The organism is Bacillus sp. AFS077874 (assembly GCF_002566505.1).
Classification (GTDB): Bacteria; Bacillota; Bacilli; order Bacillales; family Bacillaceae_G; genus Gottfriedia.
The window spans coordinates 549,890-569,293 of sequence record NZ_NUYF01000007.1; the positions used below are offsets into that span (position 1 = coordinate 549,890).

The following is a 19,404-nucleotide window of genomic DNA, read 5'->3' on the forward strand; positions in this document are numbered from 1 at the left end:
CTATGACTAGATAGGGGTCTCTTTTGTTAGCTTATGATATTTTTTTCGTAACTTGCACTTCTACTGCTACATCTTGTTTTGTTAAGAATAAATTTAAAATAATTGCAGTTAATGAACCCGTCACAATTCCATTTTGCATTAACATTTTAAAAAAGTCAGGTAGTTGGTCGAACATTTGTGGAAGGGTTGCTGAACCTAAGCCTACTGCTATACTACATGCTGCGATTAATAGATTTTCTCCTTTACCTAAATCGACTTCTGAAAGAATTGATATCCCGGCAGCTGCGACAGATCCGAACATAACAATCATTGCGCCTCCAAGAACGGCATTTGGAATAACAGTCGTTAAAGCTGCTAGTTTAGGTAATAATCCAAGAACAACCATGATACTTCCCGCAGCATAAATAACTTCCCTAGATTTAACTTTTGTAAGTGAAATTAAACCAACGTTTTGTGAAAATGCTGTGTACGGAAATGCATTAAAAATACCACCAAGCATAATTGCAAGACCTTCTGAACGCAATCCATTTACGATCTGATCCTGTTTAACCTTTTGGTTAGTCGCTTTTCCGACTGCGAAATAGACTCCAGTTGATTCAACCATACTAACAATACATACGATGATCATTGTGATAATTGCTGTAATACTGATTTTTGGTGCCCCGAAATAGAATGGTTGAGCGATACTAAACCACGATGCTTCTGATACGCTTGAAAAGTGAACGATTCCCATTGCATAGCCGGCAATTGTTCCTACAACCAAACCAACAAGTACGGAAATTGTACGTAAAAATCCTTTAGCCCATCTGTTAACGACTAAAATTACGATAAGTGTAAGGAGGGCAAGTAATAAATTGTGTACTTGACCGAAGTCTGAACTCCCCTGTCCACCTGCTGCATTATTCATAGCTACTGGAATTAAAGAAAGTCCAATTATCGTTACAACTGATCCTGTTACAATTGTAGGGAAAAATTTTAAAAGCTTGCCATAAAAAGGAGCAGCTAATATTACAAAGATCCCAGAAATAATGATTGCACCGTATGCTGTTGGTAAGTTTGAAGATGATGCAATTGCAATAATCGGACCTACCGCTGTAAAGGTACATCCTAAAACGACTGGCAATCTGCTACCAATGTATTTAGTCCCCATGCTTTGCAGGATTGTTGCGATACCGCAAGTAAATAAATCTGCTGCTATTAGATAAGCGATCTGAGTTGGCGTAAGTTTAAGCGCGCCACCTATTATAAGAGGTACAACAACTGCACCTGCATACATAGCCATGACGTGTTGAAAACCTAATGTAAATGCTTTTTGTTTACTTAACAATCTGATTCTCTCCCTTGTCATTGCTTTAATTTATCTAAATTGATTGCGTACAGTTATTACTCTTTATAAAACAAAAAAGGACAGGTTCCACTTGAGTATGTTTCTCTCAAGTGAAACCTGTCCTTCTGGGTTTTTATCCCTAATGGTGTAGCACGTGTAGTACCCACATCGCTCGGACCAGCCATTTTACTTATACAATAATGCGGAACCCTAGATGTGCTTTCACTCATAGTCGGTCGATTATATTGGTCGTCCGGTAGAAACTTATGGGCCATATCCCCATGATTATATGAGTTATTTATATATTTGTACCTAGATTATGTTACACATGCTATTCAATATTTTCAAGTAGAAAATGCTAAGAAAAAGGTGATCCATTAGAAAAAACTAATGGATCACCTTCTATTATGTTCTACGCATATAAGCTTTTACAGTTAGCGGTGCAAAAATGGCTACAATTACAGCAGCTCCAATAAGCGAAATAATTTGATCTGAACCTGCAGTTCCTGTGTTCGTAAGATTTCTTACAGCAGTAATCAGATGTGAAATTGGGTTTATTTTCACAAACCATTGAAGCCAATTTGGCATTGTATCGACTGGTACAAAGGCATTTGAAAGGAATGTTAATGGAAATAGTGCTAGCATAGAAATCCCTTGTACACTTGACGCTGTACGTGCAATTACTCCAAAAAAGGCAAAAATCCAGCTAATCGCCCATGAACATACAATTACAAGTAGTCCAGCTAAGATGACAAAGCCCAAGCCACCTTCAGGGCGATATCCCATTATATACCCCATAGTGAAAGTAAGAACAGTAGCAATCGTATAACGTATCGTATCCGCCAATAAGGCTCCAGCCAGTGGTGCAATTCGTGCAATCGGCAGCGACTTGAATCGATCGAATACACCTTTATCCATATCTTCACGCAATTGGACACCTGTAACAATCGAAGTAGTAATGACCGTCTGTACTAAGATTCCTGGTATGATTACCGGTAAATAACTCTTAACATCCCCAGAGATTGCTCCACCAAAGATATAAGTAAACATAAGTGTAAAAATAATAGGTTGTAACGTAACATCAAATAATTGTTCTGGTGTACGTTTTATTTTTAGTAGACCACGATAAGCCATCGTAAATGAATTTTTTACTGATTGACTAAAGCTAGTTTTATTTTTTAATTCACGATAAGCAGCTCGTTTTATTGAAGTGCTCATACCCTTACTCCCTCCATTTCTTTTGTTTTAGCTGACTCCTTTGATCCATCATCATCTACGCTGTTACCAGTAATCGTAAGGAATACTTCATCAAGAGTCGGCTTTTGTACACTCATTTCAGCTAAATGAATGCCTTCATCACGTAAGGCGATTAGTAGGTCGGTTACTCGGTCAGCATCCGCCATAGGTGCAGTAATTTTTCCTTCTACTAATGTGATATTGGCTTTTACTTTTAGTACATGTTCTACTGTCTGACGTGCCTTTTGAACATCTTTTATATTTTGAATTTTTAATTGTAACGATGAACTACCAACTGAAGCCTTCAATTCATCAACAGTACCTTCCGCAACTACATGACCACGATCTATTACTGCAATTCGATCAGCTAGTTCATCCGCCTCTTGAAGATATTGTGTTGTTAATAGAACTGTTGAACCTTCTTTTACTAAACGACGAATGGTATCCCACATTTGATTTCTAGTACGAGGGTCTAAACCAGTTGTCGGTTCATCTAAGAAGATAAGAGGTGGCTGAGCAATTAGACTTGCAGCCAAATCTAATCTTCGACGCATTCCACCTGAGAAGTTTTTCAATGGGCGTTTTGCTGCTTCCGTTAAGCCAAATTCCTCTAATAAATCAGCTGCTTTTTTTCGTGATTCCGCTCTACTTAGACCTAGTAATCTTGAGAATATAATAAGATTCTCTGTAGCACTTAGTGACTCATCAACGGAAGCGTACTGGCCAGTAACACCAATTAATTGACGCACAATTTGAGCTTCTTTTAAAACATCATGTCCGAATATGCGTGCAGTACCTGCATCTTGTCTAAGTAGTGTAGCCAGCATTCTAATTGTGGTTGTTTTCCCTGCACCATTTGGACCAAGTACACCGTAAATACTTCCAGCACGAACGTTTAAATCCACTCCATCAACTGCACGATTTTCACCAAATATTTTCACTAAACCACTCGCTTCAACAGCTAAATCTCCGTTATTTGGGGTAATTATTTTTTTATTTAAATATTCCAATTTACTTCCTCCTTTACAACTTATTACATGTTGAATATATCGACTAATTATGAATTAAGTATGAACTTTAAATAAAAATTTTCTTTACGAATAGTTACAAGCTAGAGAAACTAGCGTTCACTCTAAAAACAAAAAACTTCCCTTAATATACGTAAGGGAAGTTTTTAAAGTTAATCGTGAGTGATCGTCTGATTTAATAGTAGAAACTCTGAATCTATATCATGTAAAAAAGGAGTCGCTTCGCCTAAGCTATATAAATGTAACTGATGCATTGCTCTTGTACATGCAGTATAGAATAGTCTTCGGAGACGCTCATCTCCATAAACTTGAGCTGATGCATCATAAATAATCACTGCATCGAATTCAATTCCTTTTGCCAAATACGCAGGAATAATGACTACACCTTGTTCATATTCAACTGAGTTTCTCTTCACATGCTTGATTCCTTCTACATCTTTTAATGCTTCATATGCCGCTAAACTTTCTTCAGCAGATTTGCAAATGACAGCAATTGTATTAAATTCACTTTTCTTTAAGTCTTCGATTTTAGATGCAATATGACTATGCAAATCTTCACGATTAGATAACTGCGTTAACACAGGCTTATCCCCAACTCGTTCAAAAGGTGTAATTAAATCACCTCCAGGTATGAGTCTACGTGTGAACTCTACAATTGGTTTTGTTGATCTGTAACTGCGTGTTAGATTGATCACTTTTGTTTCATCTGGCCCATATAATCCTTTAAGGACATCAAAATCTCCCATTTCGCTGGCATGCGCAAAGATCGCCTGATTAAAGTCACCTAAAACAGTCATCTTTGCAGAAGGAAACAATCTCTTCAAAAACTCAAATTGGAAAGGTGAATAATCTTGAGCTTCATCTACGAGTACAAATTTAATCGTAACATTTGATTGGAAGCCTTGAACCAATTCTTTTAAAAGTAAATACGGTGTAGCATCCTCATAAAACAATTTACCTTCATCTAACATATTTAATGTTAACTGACATATGTCCTCCCAATTCTCAGGAGTATCGCCTTCGATCCATTGTTCAATTTGAGTTGGATTGGAAAATAACTGTTTATAAACACCCTTTATGTCAATGAAACGCAATCCTCTAACCCATTCACGTAGTGGCTTTAGTTTTTTACGAACGACCATTCGACCTAATACTTTAGTTTCTTGTTCGTAGTCATCGAATGAGTCCTCTTTAGATTGTTTTTTCTGTAAGTACTTATATGCTTTTTGATAATCATCTTTGCTGAGTAACTCGATTTCGTCCTGTACCCATGTTTTTTTCAATTCTTGCTTTTCCATTTCATTGATTTGTTTGTTTAACCATTCCGTCAACTTCTCTAATCGGTTGTTAAATTTTAAAGAAGTGTCAGTGCTATAAAATCTTTCATATATTTGTTTAGCTGTAACGACTGGTTTGCCTCTAAATTTAAATCCCCTAAAAACCATGCCGGATAATTCCAATGATTGTCTGTATGCCTTAATCGTCTCAAAGAAATGAGTTGAGGCTTTAAATCGAATGCTTGAAGTCCTAGTCTTATAGGAAGGATCATCTATAGCAGTTAGCACATATTCTAGTTGCTCATAATTATCCTCAACTTTGAACGCATCACTAAGCCTATGAACTAAATACTCTTGGAATGTAACTTGTTGCATATTTTCTTCACCTAGTTCAGGTAAAACCCTCGATACGTAGTTATTAAACATTGCGTTAGGAGAAAATAAGATAATTTGATCTGCTTTTATCCAATTTCTATATTTATAGAGCAAATATGCAATCCTTTGTAAAGCTGCAGATGTCTTTCCGCTACCAGCCGCCCCTTGAACAATCAATAATCTACCTTTGTCATAACGAATAATCTGATTTTGTTCTTTTTGAATGCTGGCTACTATGCTTCTCATATGCTTATTTGTACCTTTGCCTAGCACATGCTGCAGAATCTCATCACCTATCGTGAGACTTGTATCGAACATTGATTCAATTACACCGTTCCGTATAATGTATTGCCATTTTTGGTCTAATACGCCACTCACTTTTCCCCCAGGTGTATCATACTCAGCAGGACCTGGTGGATAATCATAGTAAACGCTCGAAACTGGGGCCCTCCAATCATAAACTAAAATATTCTCACCAGTTTCATCCATTAGAGTTGAAACGCCAATATAAATACGCTCCGTTTCAGACATACCTTCTTCTGTAAAGTTAATGCGACCAAAATAAGGGACTTCTTTCATTCGACGAAGTGCTGATAATCGGTTTGAAGATTGCTTATGATTAATTTGGCCGATCGCCAAAAGTTGAGATTGTTGTCTTAAACTAATAACCGTCTCTAAATAGTCATCAAAGCTATCCGTATTAACTTTAACCTCATCCCAAAAGTTTTTACGAACATTGATGACTTCGTTTCTTCGTTGGGCTGTTTCGTCTGTTAATTTACTAATTTTGTCCGTAATTAGATCTAGTACAGCATTTACTCTTACTTGTTCTTTTTGAAGTTCGTTGTTCATTTCATGCACTCCTTTAAAAGATAAAAATGGGGGTTGACTCAAGAGGATTTGTATAGTAAAATTAAAGTAGGGAAAATATGACCTCTATGTTTTTTTCTAATATATATACTGTATTAATCTACCACGTTTTTATCTTTTAGGCAATAGTCCTCGTTTGAAAACATCATTATTTCATCTCAATTACTAATTTTCGCATACTCAAAAAAGCAAAATGACCTACCCAAAAATGATTATTTAATCACTTATAGTAAGGTCATCCTTATTATTTATTAATTTCTTCTATACATACTTCAATTAGTTACCTTTTATAAAATATTACTTCTTTATTAAGAAACCTCATATTATTTATGGACATTCCTAAATACAAATACTCCATTCACAATAGTAGCTTGAACATTAAACTGACGATCAATTAAGACGATATTTGCTTTTTTCCCACATTCTATACTTCCAACTTCATGATCAATATTAAGTAATTTTGCTTGATTAAGACTGACCATCGGTAAAATAGTTTCTAAAGGCAACTCTAAAACGTCTTTTACATTTTTTAAACACTCCATTAAATTAGTCGTGCTGCCAGCTAATGAGCCTGTTTCTACTGTTCGAGCAATTTTATTTTCCACTTTAACATCTAATGTACCAAGCGTATAGGATCCATCTGGTAAATCAGCAGCTGCCATTGAATCACTTATTAAAAATATCCGTTCTGTTCCTTTTGCTTTGTATAGCAGCTTAATTGCCCCCGGGTGGACATGCTGTAAATCTGCTATACATTCACAATAACATTGATCATTTGTTAGAACGGCACCAAGACACCCAGGATCACGATGATTGAATCCTCTCATGCCGTTAAAAGTGTGAACAGAAATTCTTGCCCCATGTTCAATTGCGTTATTCGTTGTGTCATAGTCTGCATTTGTATGCCCCATAGACACGTGGATTCCTTTATCTGTTAGCAATTTAATAGCTTCATCTGCATGTTCTTTTTCTGGAGCTATTGTGATCACTTTAACTGTATTATTAGAAACCTTTATGAGTTCAATTAACTCATCAGTATTTAGTTCACGAATATACTTGACCGGATGAGCACCACGATGCTCAGTTGTAATATATGGGCCTTCAACATACGATCCAATGATCTCCGCTCCTTCTGTCTGTCCTATCGCCTCACTTACGGTCATTACAGCTTTTTTAATTTTTTCGAAATCATGAGTCAGTGTAGTTGGCAAAAATCCCGTAACCCCATGACGTGCAAGCGACATTGACATTTCTTGTAATGAATGGATACTACCATCCATTGTGTCATTTCCAGCAATTCCATGTATATGTAAATCAATCATGCCTGGAATGGCTACAAAACTAGAATAGTCCAAAATTTTGCAGGAGGGTCTGTTCGTTGTTACTCCATTTATTTTTCCGTTATTAATCAGTATATAGCCAGGTTCAATTACTTTATTGGGTGTATAAACTTTTTCTACCTTAATTGCTTTCATAACACTTCCCCCTCTATTGTTCGCAGGAATACTTTTTCTTAAAGAACAATAGGCAACACCAAAATAGGATGCTGCCAGTTTGTTTAAAACTTATACGTGTAGGTAGTTTAATTTTTTTAAAGTTAAATAACATGCTCCATACAGCCCGGCATCATTCCCAAGAATCGAAGGAAATACGATTGTTTCTTGATGATAAATTGGCATGGTTTCCTTTTTAATCTCAGAGTTGATGTCTTGAATAAATCGGTCTCCCTGCTCAGCTATTCCTCCCCCGATAATAATTGCCTCTGGGTTCAGAAGATGGACTATATTTGATAGACCAATGCTTATATAATAGATAAACTTTTTATATACGCCAGTAGCAATTGAATCTCCTTCTTCTACTAGAGCCAAGATTTCTTCTCCAGAGATTTTCTCCATAGCCTCACCATTTTTGTTCTTTTCATCAATAAAATCACTTACTAAGGCTGAAGTAGCAGCGTATCTTTCAAAGCATCCTCTCCGTCCGCAACCACAAGTACGCCCGTTATTAATGATGACGATATGACCTAGTTCACCAGCTAAATGACGAGATCCGCTTACAATCTTCCCATCAATGATAATGGTGCTTCCAATACCTGTTCCTAATGTCAGAAAAACTACATCTTTCTTCCCTTGAATTGCACCTTTCCACATTTCACCGATGCAAGCACTTTTCACATCATTTTCTACACTAACGGGTAATTTAAATAAGTTGAAAAGTATTTCGCCTAGCTTCATTCCTGAATAGTCGGGTATATTGTTGGAGAATAAAATTTCACCTGTTTCATGATTTACAAGACCACATGAGGAGATTCCGATTCCTGCTATTAAAAAATCATTTTGGAGCTTTTTTATTTTCTCAGCTAAAAGTTCAGGAAGCAGCTTTTGTATATTACTTTTAGGTGTCGGTACTTTATCTTTGTAAACGATTTGCCCATTACGATTTATTAGTCCAAATTTGATAAATGTACCCCCGATATCAAAACAAACTATATTTTCCACCTTAATCACCCCCTGTTAACTCCTTCACCTTAATTAGATTAAAATAATGTTGAACTTTTGTTAATTCAACTGATCCAGTCCGCTCTGAGGCAGCATTAGATATTCCGCAGGCACATGACCACTTTAAAATATCTTCAATTGAATAACCTTTCGAATGAGCAAAGGCAAAGCCTGCAAGCATGCTATCTCCTGATCCAACTTGGTGCACATCTGTCAAAGTTGGAATAACCGCCTGCAGTGTGATGTTTTTGCTAATTAAAAGAGCACCTTCTTTTCCTAAAGAAAGTAAAACGTATTGGGTACCCATTTGGCATATTTCTCGGGCGTGCCAGATCATATCCTCTATTGATAATTGGTTTAACCCGATCAACTTGCAAAACTCTTCTCTGTTCGGCTTAATTAAAAAAGGCTTACCCTTTATGCCATGGGCTAGTGATTCTCCACTTGAATCTAAGAGAAAATACTTCCCTTTTTGTTTTGTTTTTTCTATTAGGTCTCTATAAAAATCAGAGTCGATTCCATGTGGTAAGCTGCCAGAACCTACAATATAGTTATTCGATTCTAGAATCGTATCAAAATTTTTCAAAAATTCTTCTCTTTCATTCTCCAATATCGCTGGCCCTTGTTCAAGAATTTCTGTATGGCCTTCTTTAGATTCAATTGCTATACAAAATCTTGTCTCCCCATTTATTCCTACAAAACGATTAATTAAATTGTAATTTTGAAGTTGACCAGCTATCCACTCACCACTTTTTCCGCCTAAAAATCCGGTACAAGTAACTTTAACTCCCAGCTGAGATAATACACGTGAAACATTAAGTCCTTTACCACCAGCTGTTTTATCTATAGCTGTAACACGATTTACGCCATCTAATTGAAAGACGGGAAGATTATACCGAATATCAATAGCTGGGTTTAATGTAATTATGGCAATCATTATTCTAACCCCGATTCACACTACCGCACATTTTAATTTTATCAGCAACAACTATTTTCATTTCTCTTACTGCATCTTTAAAATAATATCTAGGGTCATTGGCATCTGGATGTTCTTTTAAATAACCACGTAATCCCTTAGCAAAAGCTATTTTTAATTCAGTAGCAATATTTACTTTACATATTCCGTTTTTAATTGTTTTTTGTACTAATTCATCTGGTAAGCCCGAAGCTCCATGAAGAACTAGCGGAATATCAACTTCTTTTTGGATTGCACTTAATCGTTCAATATCTAGTTTGGGCTCTCCTTTATAGAGACCGTGGGCGGTTCCAATGGCAACAGCTAACGAATCAATTCCTGTTCTTAAAACAAACTCTTTAGCTTGTGCTGGATTTGTATAAATTTGATCCTTTTCATCTACTTCAAGATCATCTTCTACCCCGCTTAGTCGGCCAAGCTCCGCCTCCACAGAAACTCCAAACGAAGAAGCATAATCGACTACTTCACGAACGATTCGAATATTTTCTTCAAAGTCATGATGAGAGGCATCAATCATGACTGAGTGAATTCCACTATCAATTAGTGTTTTAATATCCTTAACTTTTTCATGGTGATCTAAATGAAAACAAATTGGAATATCGTATCTTTTCTTTGCGGCCTCCATCATACTAATTAGAAACTCTTCCCCCATGTAACTAACTGTACTTGGTGTAGCTGCGATCAAAACCGGTGAACGTAGCTCCTGAGCTGTTTCTAAAACTGTTTTCATTGTTTCTAAGTTATGAATATTAAATGCCGGTACTGCGTAGCCATTTGTTTGTGCATCTAAAAGAATTGTACTTCTTGATGTAATCAAGATAAATCTCCTCCATTCTTCATCTCATTTGCAAAAGGGTGAATCGTAACTCCTTTAACAACTCTGTTAACTACTCCTAATGGAGAAGGGTTATCTGGAGAAAAGCCAAGATTAATAGATTTATACATAGCAAAAGTTTGTGCGTATAAGATAAAAGGGAAAGTTAGAAAAATATCCTCACTAATTTTAGGAAGATCCACATAATAGAAAAGATCACTATATTCTTCAGCCATCTGATCCTTTAAAGATGAAATTGCTACTACTTTCCCTCGATTGGTTTCTTTGTAAATTTCTTCTAAAATGTCGAGATCGTACTGTCTTGTATAAGGGTTAGAAGATAGAAATACAAATACAACAGTATCTTTATCTAAAATAGACTTAGGGCCATGTCTAAAACCTAATGATGTATCAAAAGTAGAAGGTATTGTCCCGCCTGTTAACTCCAATAATTTTAATGATGCTTCTCTTGCCAATCCTTCAAAAACTCCTGAGCCTAAATAAACTACTTTTTGAAAAGACGAATTCGCCAACTGTTTAATACTTTGCTCGCTCCCGCTAATAATTGAATGGCCAGCTTGTATAAGCTCATCAACTTTCTTCTCCCACGTATGAATCTGATCAATATTGAAAAGCAGTAAAGCTGAGAAAAGCATCGTCGTAAAACTACTCGTCATTGCAAATCCTTGGTCATTTGCTTCTTCTGGCATATAGATGACTAAATGATTGTGATCATTTTTTTTCTTTTGAGCCAGTAGCCCATCTTGGTTACATGTAAAAACGATTCCATAAAAATCATCTATAACTTGTTCTCCTAAATGAATAGCAGCCAAGCTCTCTGGACTATTTCCTGAACGAGCAAATGAAATCATAATTGTCGGAAGGTCCTTGCTTAAATAAGAATATGGATTTGACACAATATTTGTCGTAGCAATACTCTCTACTACTATTTTTTTGTTGTTAACGGTTTGTTTTAAATAAGGAAGGACTGTGTCACCAACAAATGCAGATGTACCCGCACCAGTTAAAATAATTCGTAGCTGATCGTGTTTATTTTCAACGCTCTTTAAAAATGTAAGAATTCGGTCTCTATTAAATAAAAGAATATCCTTTGTTTCGTTCCATAATCTAGGTTGCTGGGCTATTTCTTTTGCTGTATGGTTCGCGCCGACATTCATTCTTTCATATTCACTCGATTTTAATAGCTCCATACTATTTCCTCCTATTTTAAACTGTTAATGTCATCATTACCAGTTGGATTAAATAGATACTTCTGTATCTATTTTTAGGTGTAGAAAAAACCATAAAAGTTGGTTTTTAGACTGATTGCAAGCGAGGGTTGGCGACCAGTCCGGTGTGTCTATTTCAACTCTACTGTATAAGTAAATTTATCCCCTCTTGCAATAGAAATTGTATACTCAATTACTTTGCTTTGATCATAGGTTACTCGTTTAAGCATTAGACATGGTGCACCTTCGATTATGTTTAACATTTCTGACTCCACTTTATTTGCACTAACAGCCATAAAGCTTTCTAAAGCGCTAGAAATATTCACATTGTATTGAGTTCTGAAGATTTCATACATCGGCGTATGTTGCAATTCTTCACTCGAAAGATTTTTAAAGTCCTTTACAGGTACATAAGAGGTTTCATATAACATCGGTTCCTGATCTGCAAGTCTTAACCGAACAATCTTAAATACCTCTTCTTCTACCGATAGATCCATGACCTTTGCTACTTTACTGTCACAATTGATTTTTTCAAAAGAAACGACCGTTGTTGTTGGGATTTTCCCCGCTTTTTTCATTTCTTCCGTAAAACTATAGAATTTTACAAGACTTTGGTTATACGTTCTTGGAGAAACATATGTCCCCTTGCCATGAACTTTATAAATATAGCCTTGTTTTTCAAGCTCTTGCATCGTCTGTCTTACCGTTGTACGGCTAACTTTATACGTGTCACATAATTCTCGTTCAGATGGTAGCTGATCGTTTTCAGCAAGTTCGCTTGATTCGATTTTTTCTAATAAAATATCCATTAATTGATAATAAAGAGGAAGTCGGGAATCCTTTTCTACCATGATTAGCTCCTTTAGTGGTATCTTTGTCATAACCAGTTCAATATACATCTATTATACATAATATTGAAAAAGATACCACCTTATGTCGCAACGGAATTTTCTACAAAACTCTCTCTTCTGTCATTCTTAATTTTTTCTCATAATCATCTAGTGAAACCATTGTTCCTGAAACTCTAGATTCTTCTGCAGCATAAGCGATCATATGACTTTTAGCTGATACGATAGCTGATGTTAAGCTGCCTTTGTCCTTCTTAGTAACACGTTGAACGAAATCAGCCATAATACTTGTATCGGCTCCCATATGCCCACCATCTACAGTTGATGGCTTAATTAACTCTTTCTTACCTGAAAAATAATTAATTTCAATTTCATTTTTAGCATCATTTCCAATTATTTCGCCTTTTGTTCCCATAATTTTGAAGTTGCGGAATGTTTCATTTGTAAATGCTGTCATCGTAAATGCAACTGTTACGTCATTTTCAAATAATAAATTGACTACTTGATGGTCAACAACATCATTGTCACAGTGATATACGCAGCGACCATATGGTCCCTCTTGAATTGCCTTAAGTCTACTATCAAGACTTGAACTTGCTGAAATAACATTTGCTGGCCAAACATCACGGTCGTGTAAATACCATTTAGCTGCTGAATAAGGACATTCCTTTTCTACCTTACAACCATCCAAACAGCGATGTGTTGAACCTTCTGGTGCGTTTTCTTTTTTAAAGTAAGTTAAACTTCCATATGAAGATACACTCTTGCAGTCTGTACCAATTAGCCATGCAAGCATATCCATATCGTGGCAGCTTTTTTGTAAGAGCATTGAGCTAGATTCAGACGAATTGTTCCAGTTACCACGTACAAAACTATGAGCTTGATGAAAGTAACCTACATTCTCATTCCACTGGATCGATACGATGTCACCGATTACTTTACGATCAACAACTTCTTTTAATGCTTGATAAAATGGCGCATATCTCATAACATGACAAACTGTTAATAATGTATTATGCTTTTCTGCCGCTTCCGCTATTTCTAACGTCTCAATTGGTTCTGGTGACATCGGTTTTTCTAATAAAATACTATAACCTTTTTCAATTGCCTTCATAACGGGCTTATAATGGTTCCGGTCTGGACTACAAATTAATAGGGCCTCACATAGCTGTTCTTTTTCTAATAACTCAGTCCAGTCTTCAAATCTCATATTCTCAGGGATATTGTGAGCTTCCGCAAACTTTTCTCTTTTTTCTTTATTTGGTTCCGCTACAGCAATGAATTGAATTTCGTGTGGATACTGTAAAGCATATGATCCGTATGCATAAAATCCTCTACTTCCCGCTCCTATTAAAGCTGCTTTCATAATTAGTTTCCTCCAAGAATTGTAAGATTTTTATTTACTTCCTGTAACTGCAATTCCTTCAATAAATTGTTTTTGTAAAATCATAAATAAAATAAGCATTGGTAAAATGGCTAAAAATGATCCTGCCATTAAAATTGGATAGTTTGTTAAATATTGTCCCTGTAATGATGATAAACCGACAGACAACGTCATTGATTCTGGTGAGCTATTAACAATCATTGGCCACATTAATTCATTCCAGCTCCAAAGCGTTGTAAATATACCTAAAGCAACTAGACCTGGCTTTGCTAAAGGAAGCATGATTTTCCAGTAAATTTGGAAATGATTACAGCCATCTAATCTAGCTGCTTCTTCTAATTCCTTTGGTAACCCCATAAAAAATTGTCTTAAAAGGAATGTACCAAATGCGCTAAATAAACCTGGAACGACTACCGCTTGTAAAGTGTTTAACCACCCTAATTTCACCATGATCATATATTGTGGTAATAAAAAGACTTGCCCAGGTACCATTAAAACCGATAATGCGATTAAAAAAAGAATGTTTCTTCCTGGAAATTCAATTCTCGCAAAAGCGTATGCGGCTAATGAACATAATAATAATTGTCCAATTGTGCGAATCACTGTAATGATTAGCGTATTAAACATAAATTTAAAGAATGGTAGTAAATCAAAAACATCTTTATAATTCACCCACTGAAAGTGCTTTGGAACAATAACAGGTGGAACATGAATCGACTCAGCATAAGTTTTTAGTGAAGTTAGTAACATCCATATAAAAGGGAAGACCATCGCCAAGGCGCCGACAATTAGAATTAAATGAATTAAGATTGTTTTACTTGTGATCTGGTATCTTGCTTTCTCCAATGGTTACTCCTCCTTCAATCATAATGAACCCATTTCTTTTGTAAAACCATTTGAATCGCTGTAATGATTAAAATAATGATTAATAGTAAAACTGCAATTGCAGCAGCATAACCTTTATCATTTAACACAAATGCATGCTGATAAAATAAGTACACAATTGATTGAGTATTTTCGAGTGCTGTACTGCTTTTCCCAATCATCATAAAAATTAAATCAAACACTTGGAACGCCCCAATAAAGGACATGATTGTTACGAAGAATATAATCGGGGAAAGTAACGGTAGTGTTATTTTAAAGAAGACCTTGATTGGCCCTGCACCATCTATCTCCGCTGCTTCGTAATATGATTTTGGAATCCCTTGTAGTCCTGAAAGAAAAATAACCATGTTGTAACCAAGTCCACTCCAAATTGCTACTACAATAATTGAATACAGTGCAATTTTTGGATCACTTACCCATTGTGGACCTTTTATTCCAAAGATGGATAAAAGATAATTTAGGAGTCCATAATCAGAATTATATAACCATCTCCAAACCATAGCGATTGCTGCTGGCATGGTAATAACAGGTAAAAAATACAAGGTGCGATAAACAGATTTTCCCTTAATTTTTTGGTTTAAGAGGACTGCTATAAGAATCGATAAAAAAATACCAATCGGAACCGTAAAAACGATATAAATGCCTGTGTTTTTAAACGACTGTAATAGGTTAGAATCTTCTAGCATTCGTCTATAATTGTCTAATCCTGTCCATTCATATTGTCCAAATGCTCCCCATTCTGTAAAACTGAAGTAAATCGTTTGAATGATTGGCCACAAATAGAAAATAGTTAAACCAATCATTGTTGGTGCAATCATACAATATGCCCATAAATAATCTGATCGTTTTCTCGTCTTTGATAAGCTTAGTATTTTTAGTTTACTTTTTGATTTCACTTCAACTTGTAGAGGCATTTCTTTCACTGTATTCACTCCTTTTAAGGGAAATAAAGAGAAGAAGTAATTTTAGCTTCAGAAAGCTTCTTCTCTTCATTTTTTTAGTTCTTAGCTAGTGCCTCGTCTGCCTTTTTCGTTAATTCTTTTGCAGCATCCTCAACACTTTCTTCATTACTCCATGCCTTTTTCAAGATATCTGTTTCATATTGCCAGATTTCTCCGGTATTTTTCACACTAGGTAATGGAACGGAATAGTCAACTCCATCAATAAAGGCTTGTAGATTTAAATTTGGAACAGATTTTAACCAAGCATCTTGTGTACCATTATAAGCAGGGATGACAGTACCAGTTTTCGCATATATTTCCGCTGCTTCTTTAGAACCTAGGAATTGCACAAACTTCCAAGCAGCGTCCTTATGCTTCGTATTTGCCGCAATCACGTTTGATAATCCATGAATAGAAACTGCTCGTTGTTTTCCTTTTGGTACAACAGCTACATTTAAATCTGGATTTTTCTTATATTCTGGAACCATCCAAGGTCCATCAAACATCATTGCAATTTTTCCTGAAGCGAATAACTCCGATGGTGCTGTTTCTGTCATTTGAGCTTGTGTTGGAGAAATGCCTTCTTTTATAAAACTAATGTTGTATTTAAGTGCTTCAATAGCCTCAGGTTGATCAAATCCGACTGATTTGCCATCATCAGAAATAATATGTCCGCCATTTTGCCAAATGAAATCATAATATCCGCCTTGGTTACCCATTAAAGCTGCAAAGCCATAAACACCCTTATCTTTATTAGTAAGCTTCTTCGCTACTTCTTTTAGCTTATTCCAATCCCAAGTATTATCTGGGTAAGGGATACCTGCTTCATCAAAAATCTTTTTGTTATACCAAAATCCAGTTATATCAAAATCTTTTGGGATCCCATAAAGTTTTCCGTCAACTGTATAAAGATTAACTAATGACTTAGGATAATTGTCTAGACTATAGTTGTCCTTTGATGCTAAATCACTAAGAGGGACAATTACTTTACCTTCCGCATATTGGACTACATGTGCCCCATTCATCCAAAAAACATCAGGCAATGCTCCACCCGTTGCAGCTGTTTCTAACTTTTGAAAATACTGTGCATATGGAGTAAGCTCAGTTTTCACTTTAATATTAGGGTACTTTTCATTAAATAATTTTATAATTTCATCAACCGCAGGAACTTGCTTCTTATCCCAAAAACCGTAAGTAATTTCAACCTTTCCATCTTTTGCATCCCCTGATGTATCACTGCTGCCACATCCAGCTAATCCTAGTAAGCCTAAAGCCAAGGTTAATAGCAAAACAAACCACTTTTTCATCCCATTCCCCTTCTTTCTCTTAAAAGTTTAATAGCCTTTTAATCCAGTAGTTGCTCTAAAAGACATGATATGGAATAGTGTGCTCCATAAACACGTTGTCATGATGTTATTACCAGTTAATGTGAAAAGGCTTACAAAAAATATTTAATTTCTAAGGAAACATTCACCCCCAGTTATAACTTTTATAAAATCATATTAGTAATGATGTCATTACCAGTTGTATGTAGTATATCACCTCTTTTTTAAATCATGAACATTTTTTTTCAATTTTTCAAAAAATTTAAATCGACATGATTCATCATGATCTTCGTTTTTTAGCCCTAATAACTTATTTCCTACCATAACAAAAAGAACCTCCAATCCAATTTCAACTGAAGGTTCTTTACTTTAATGTTATTTGAAAAAAATTAACTATAAGCTAACTCTTTTTCGTTTAATCCAAGCGTATTTGAAGTTGAAGCTTGAATTTCTTGTAAAAGTTCTGGATGTTCTTCTAGAGATAAACCAAATGAAGGGATCATCTCTCTGATTTTTGGAGCCCACTCCATCATATGTTGAGGGAAGCATTTCTCTAATACTTCAAGCATTACGTGAACAGCTGTTGAAGCACCTGGAGATGCACCAAGTAATGCAGCAATCGAGCCATCAGCTGCACTAACTACTTCAGTACCGAATTGAAGCGTTCCTTTTCCTGCTGGAGTGTCTTTAATAACTTGTACACGTTGACCAGCAACTACGATATCCCAATCTTCGCTCTTAGCATTTGGAATAAATTCACGTAATTCTTCCATACGCTTTTCATTTGATAATAAGACTTGTTGGATTAAATATTTAGTTAATGACATCTCTTTTACGCCTGCTGCTAACATAGTCATAACGTTATTTGGTTTTACTGAACTAATTAGATCCATATTTGAACCTGTTTTTAAGAACTTTGGTGAAAACCCAGCAAACGGTCCAAATAATAACGACTTTTGGTTATCGATATATCTTGTATCAAGATGCGGAACAGACATTGGTGGAGCACCAACTTTAGCTTTTCCGTATACTTTTGCATGGTGCTGCTTGGCAACCTCTGGATTTTTACATACTAAGAATAGTCCACTTACAGGGAATCCTCCAATATGTTTTGACTCAGGGATACCCGTTTTTTGAAGTAAAGGTAGACTAGCTCCTCCACTTCCAATAAAAACGAATTTAGCAATGTGGGAATCGATATTACCAGTGCTCATATTATACACTTTTACTTCCCACTCGCCATCACTAGTGCGTTTAATGTCTTCAACACTATGTCTATAATTTATCTCTACATTTTTGCTCTCTAAATGCTCAAACATCATACGCGTTAAAGCGCCAAAGTTTACGTCTGTTCCTGAGTCTATTTTTGTTGCCGCTATTGGTTCATTAGATGTGCGTCCTTCCATGATTAGCGGGATCCATTCTTTCAACTTTTGAGCGTCTTCTGAGTATTCCATCCCTTTGAATAGAGGATTTTTAGAAAGCGCTTCAAATCGTTTGTTCAAAAATTCCACGTTTTCTTTACCTTGCACTAAACTCATATGAGGAATTGGCATAATAAAGTCTTGTGGATTACCAATCAGGTTGTTGTTTACAAGATATGACCAAAATTGTCTTGAAAGTTGAAACTGTTCATTAATTTTTATTGCTTTGCTAATATCAATTGAACCATCAGCTTTTTCTGATGTATAGTTAAGCTCACATAATGCAGCATGTCCCGTACCCGCATTATTCCACTCATTAGAGCTTTCTTCTCCTGCTTTTTCTAATTTCTCAAATACTTTAATTTCCATTTCCGGTGCTAATTCTTTAAGTAATGATCCCAAAGTCGCACTCATGACTCCGGCACCAATTAAGATAATGTCTGTTCTAGTTTGTCTGTTGCTCATAATAACCTTCCTTTTCCCCTTTTTTTGCAAAAAAGTAGGTTTTCCTGCTTAGGTGTCACAAAAAGCAAGGCACCACCTAGGAACACACCTTTTCTGTCTCAATTATATCTTATTAATAGTATAACACATTTAAACTACATTTTAATAATAGTATATCACTATTTAATTATATCCAATTAATAGTGTACTTCTATTATTAACACCCCTAAAAAAATTTTTTTCTTTATCTGATAATTATAAACTATTTAAACAATGTACAAAAGTTAAAAATCTATCATTAAGGTCCTTATTTTAGAAAAATAAATTATGACTCGCTATTACTTAGTGAACCCTCCCTCTATATAGTAAGCGCTTATTTTAAGTTTGTCTCGCGTACAATATAAAATAACTGAAGGAAAGATTTGCTTATTATTTTAAAATTATTTAAATGAACCAAATTTTAGTTTAAATTTACTCCGATTTGAATGATTTGTACACAAAAAAAAGACTGCCGAGAAGTTCC

15 protein-coding genes and 1 riboswitch are annotated in these 19,404 nt (G+C 35.6%); all 15 genes read right to left on the reverse strand.

The window, feature by feature from the left end:
* Positions 1 to 31: 31 nt before the first annotated feature.
* The 15 genes from COJ46_RS08640 to COJ46_RS08710 all read right to left on the reverse strand — a co-directional run bounded on the left by COJ46_RS08640 (position 32) and on the right by COJ46_RS08710 (position 18,902).
* Positions 32 to 1,327, reverse strand: coding sequence for a nucleobase:cation symporter-2 family protein (locus COJ46_RS08640; RefSeq protein ID WP_097976475.1), 1,296 nt, complete (start codon positions 1,325 to 1,327; stop codon positions 32 to 34).
* Positions 1,328 to 1,536: 209 nt separating this feature from the next.
* Positions 1,537 to 1,640, reverse strand: a riboswitch (purine riboswitch).
* A gap of 92 nt (positions 1,641 to 1,732) precedes the next feature.
* A complete protein-coding gene (locus tag COJ46_RS08645) occupies positions 1,733 to 2,545 on the reverse strand; it encodes an ABC transporter permease (RefSeq protein ID WP_098565830.1) in 813 nt (270 codons plus the stop codon).
* On the reverse strand, positions 2,542 to 3,573 hold the full coding sequence (locus COJ46_RS08650; RefSeq protein WP_098565831.1) for an ATP-binding cassette domain-containing protein: 1,032 nt from the start codon (positions 3,571 to 3,573) through the stop codon (positions 2,542 to 2,544). The genes COJ46_RS08645 and COJ46_RS08650 overlap by 4 nt, the downstream gene beginning before the upstream one ends.
* Positions 3,574 to 3,743: 170 nt before the next feature.
* Positions 3,744 to 6,095, reverse strand: coding sequence for an RNA polymerase recycling motor HelD (helD, locus tag COJ46_RS08655; protein ID WP_097976470.1), 2,352 nt, complete (start codon positions 6,093 to 6,095; stop codon positions 3,744 to 3,746).
* 341 nt (positions 6,096 to 6,436) lie between these two features.
* Complete coding sequence (gene nagA, locus COJ46_RS08660) at positions 6,437 to 7,588, reverse strand: N-acetylglucosamine-6-phosphate deacetylase (RefSeq protein WP_097976468.1); 1,152 nt, start codon at positions 7,586 to 7,588, stop codon at positions 6,437 to 6,439.
* A 90-nt stretch (positions 7,589 to 7,678) separates the two neighbouring features.
* Positions 7,679 to 8,611 carry an ROK family protein gene (locus tag COJ46_RS08665; RefSeq protein ID WP_176522541.1) on the reverse strand — a complete coding sequence of 311 codons (933 nt, stop codon included), beginning with the start codon at positions 8,609 to 8,611 and terminating at the stop codon, positions 7,679 to 7,681.
* Position 8,612: 1 nt separating this feature from the next.
* Entirely contained in the window at positions 8,613 to 9,548 is a 936-nt protein-coding gene (locus tag COJ46_RS08670; protein ID WP_097976464.1) for a 1-phosphofructokinase family hexose kinase, read from the reverse strand.
* 4 nt (positions 9,549 to 9,552) lie between these two features.
* A complete protein-coding gene (gene gatY / locus COJ46_RS08675) occupies positions 9,553 to 10,404 on the reverse strand; it encodes a tagatose-bisphosphate aldolase subunit GatY (RefSeq protein WP_097976462.1) in 852 nt (283 codons plus the stop codon).
* On the reverse strand, positions 10,401 to 11,612 hold the full coding sequence (locus COJ46_RS08680; RefSeq protein ID WP_098565832.1) for an SIS domain-containing protein: 1,212 nt from the start codon (positions 11,610 to 11,612) through the stop codon (positions 10,401 to 10,403). The genes gatY and COJ46_RS08680 overlap by 4 nt, the downstream gene beginning before the upstream one ends.
* Positions 11,613 to 11,761: 149 nt before the next feature.
* The gene (locus COJ46_RS08685) at positions 11,762 to 12,481 is read right to left on the reverse strand and encodes a GntR family transcriptional regulator (protein ID WP_097976459.1); all 720 of its coding nucleotides are present in this window, start codon (positions 12,479 to 12,481) and stop codon (positions 11,762 to 11,764) included.
* A 100-nt stretch (positions 12,482 to 12,581) separates the two neighbouring features.
* Positions 12,582 to 13,847 (reverse strand): Gfo/Idh/MocA family protein, encoded by a 1,266-nt coding sequence (locus tag COJ46_RS08690; RefSeq protein ID WP_097976457.1) that lies wholly within the window; start codon positions 13,845 to 13,847, stop codon positions 12,582 to 12,584.
* 27 nt (positions 13,848 to 13,874) lie between these two features.
* A complete protein-coding gene (locus COJ46_RS08695; protein WP_098565847.1) occupies positions 13,875 to 14,633 on the reverse strand; it encodes a carbohydrate ABC transporter permease in 759 nt (252 codons plus the stop codon).
* Positions 14,634 to 14,722: 89 nt separating this feature from the next.
* Positions 14,723 to 15,661 carry a carbohydrate ABC transporter permease gene (locus tag COJ46_RS08700; protein ID WP_176522542.1) on the reverse strand — a complete coding sequence of 313 codons (939 nt, stop codon included), beginning with the start codon at positions 15,659 to 15,661 and terminating at the stop codon, positions 14,723 to 14,725.
* A gap of 83 nt (positions 15,662 to 15,744) precedes the next feature.
* On the reverse strand, positions 15,745 to 16,995 hold the full coding sequence (locus tag COJ46_RS08705) for an ABC transporter substrate-binding protein (RefSeq protein ID WP_097976454.1): 1,251 nt from the start codon (positions 16,993 to 16,995) through the stop codon (positions 15,745 to 15,747).
* A gap of 407 nt (positions 16,996 to 17,402) precedes the next feature.
* The gene (locus COJ46_RS08710) at positions 17,403 to 18,902 is read right to left on the reverse strand and encodes a malate:quinone oxidoreductase (RefSeq protein WP_097976452.1); all 1,500 of its coding nucleotides are present in this window, start codon (positions 18,900 to 18,902) and stop codon (positions 17,403 to 17,405) included.
* Between the last annotated feature and the right edge of the window lie 502 nt (positions 18,903 to 19,404).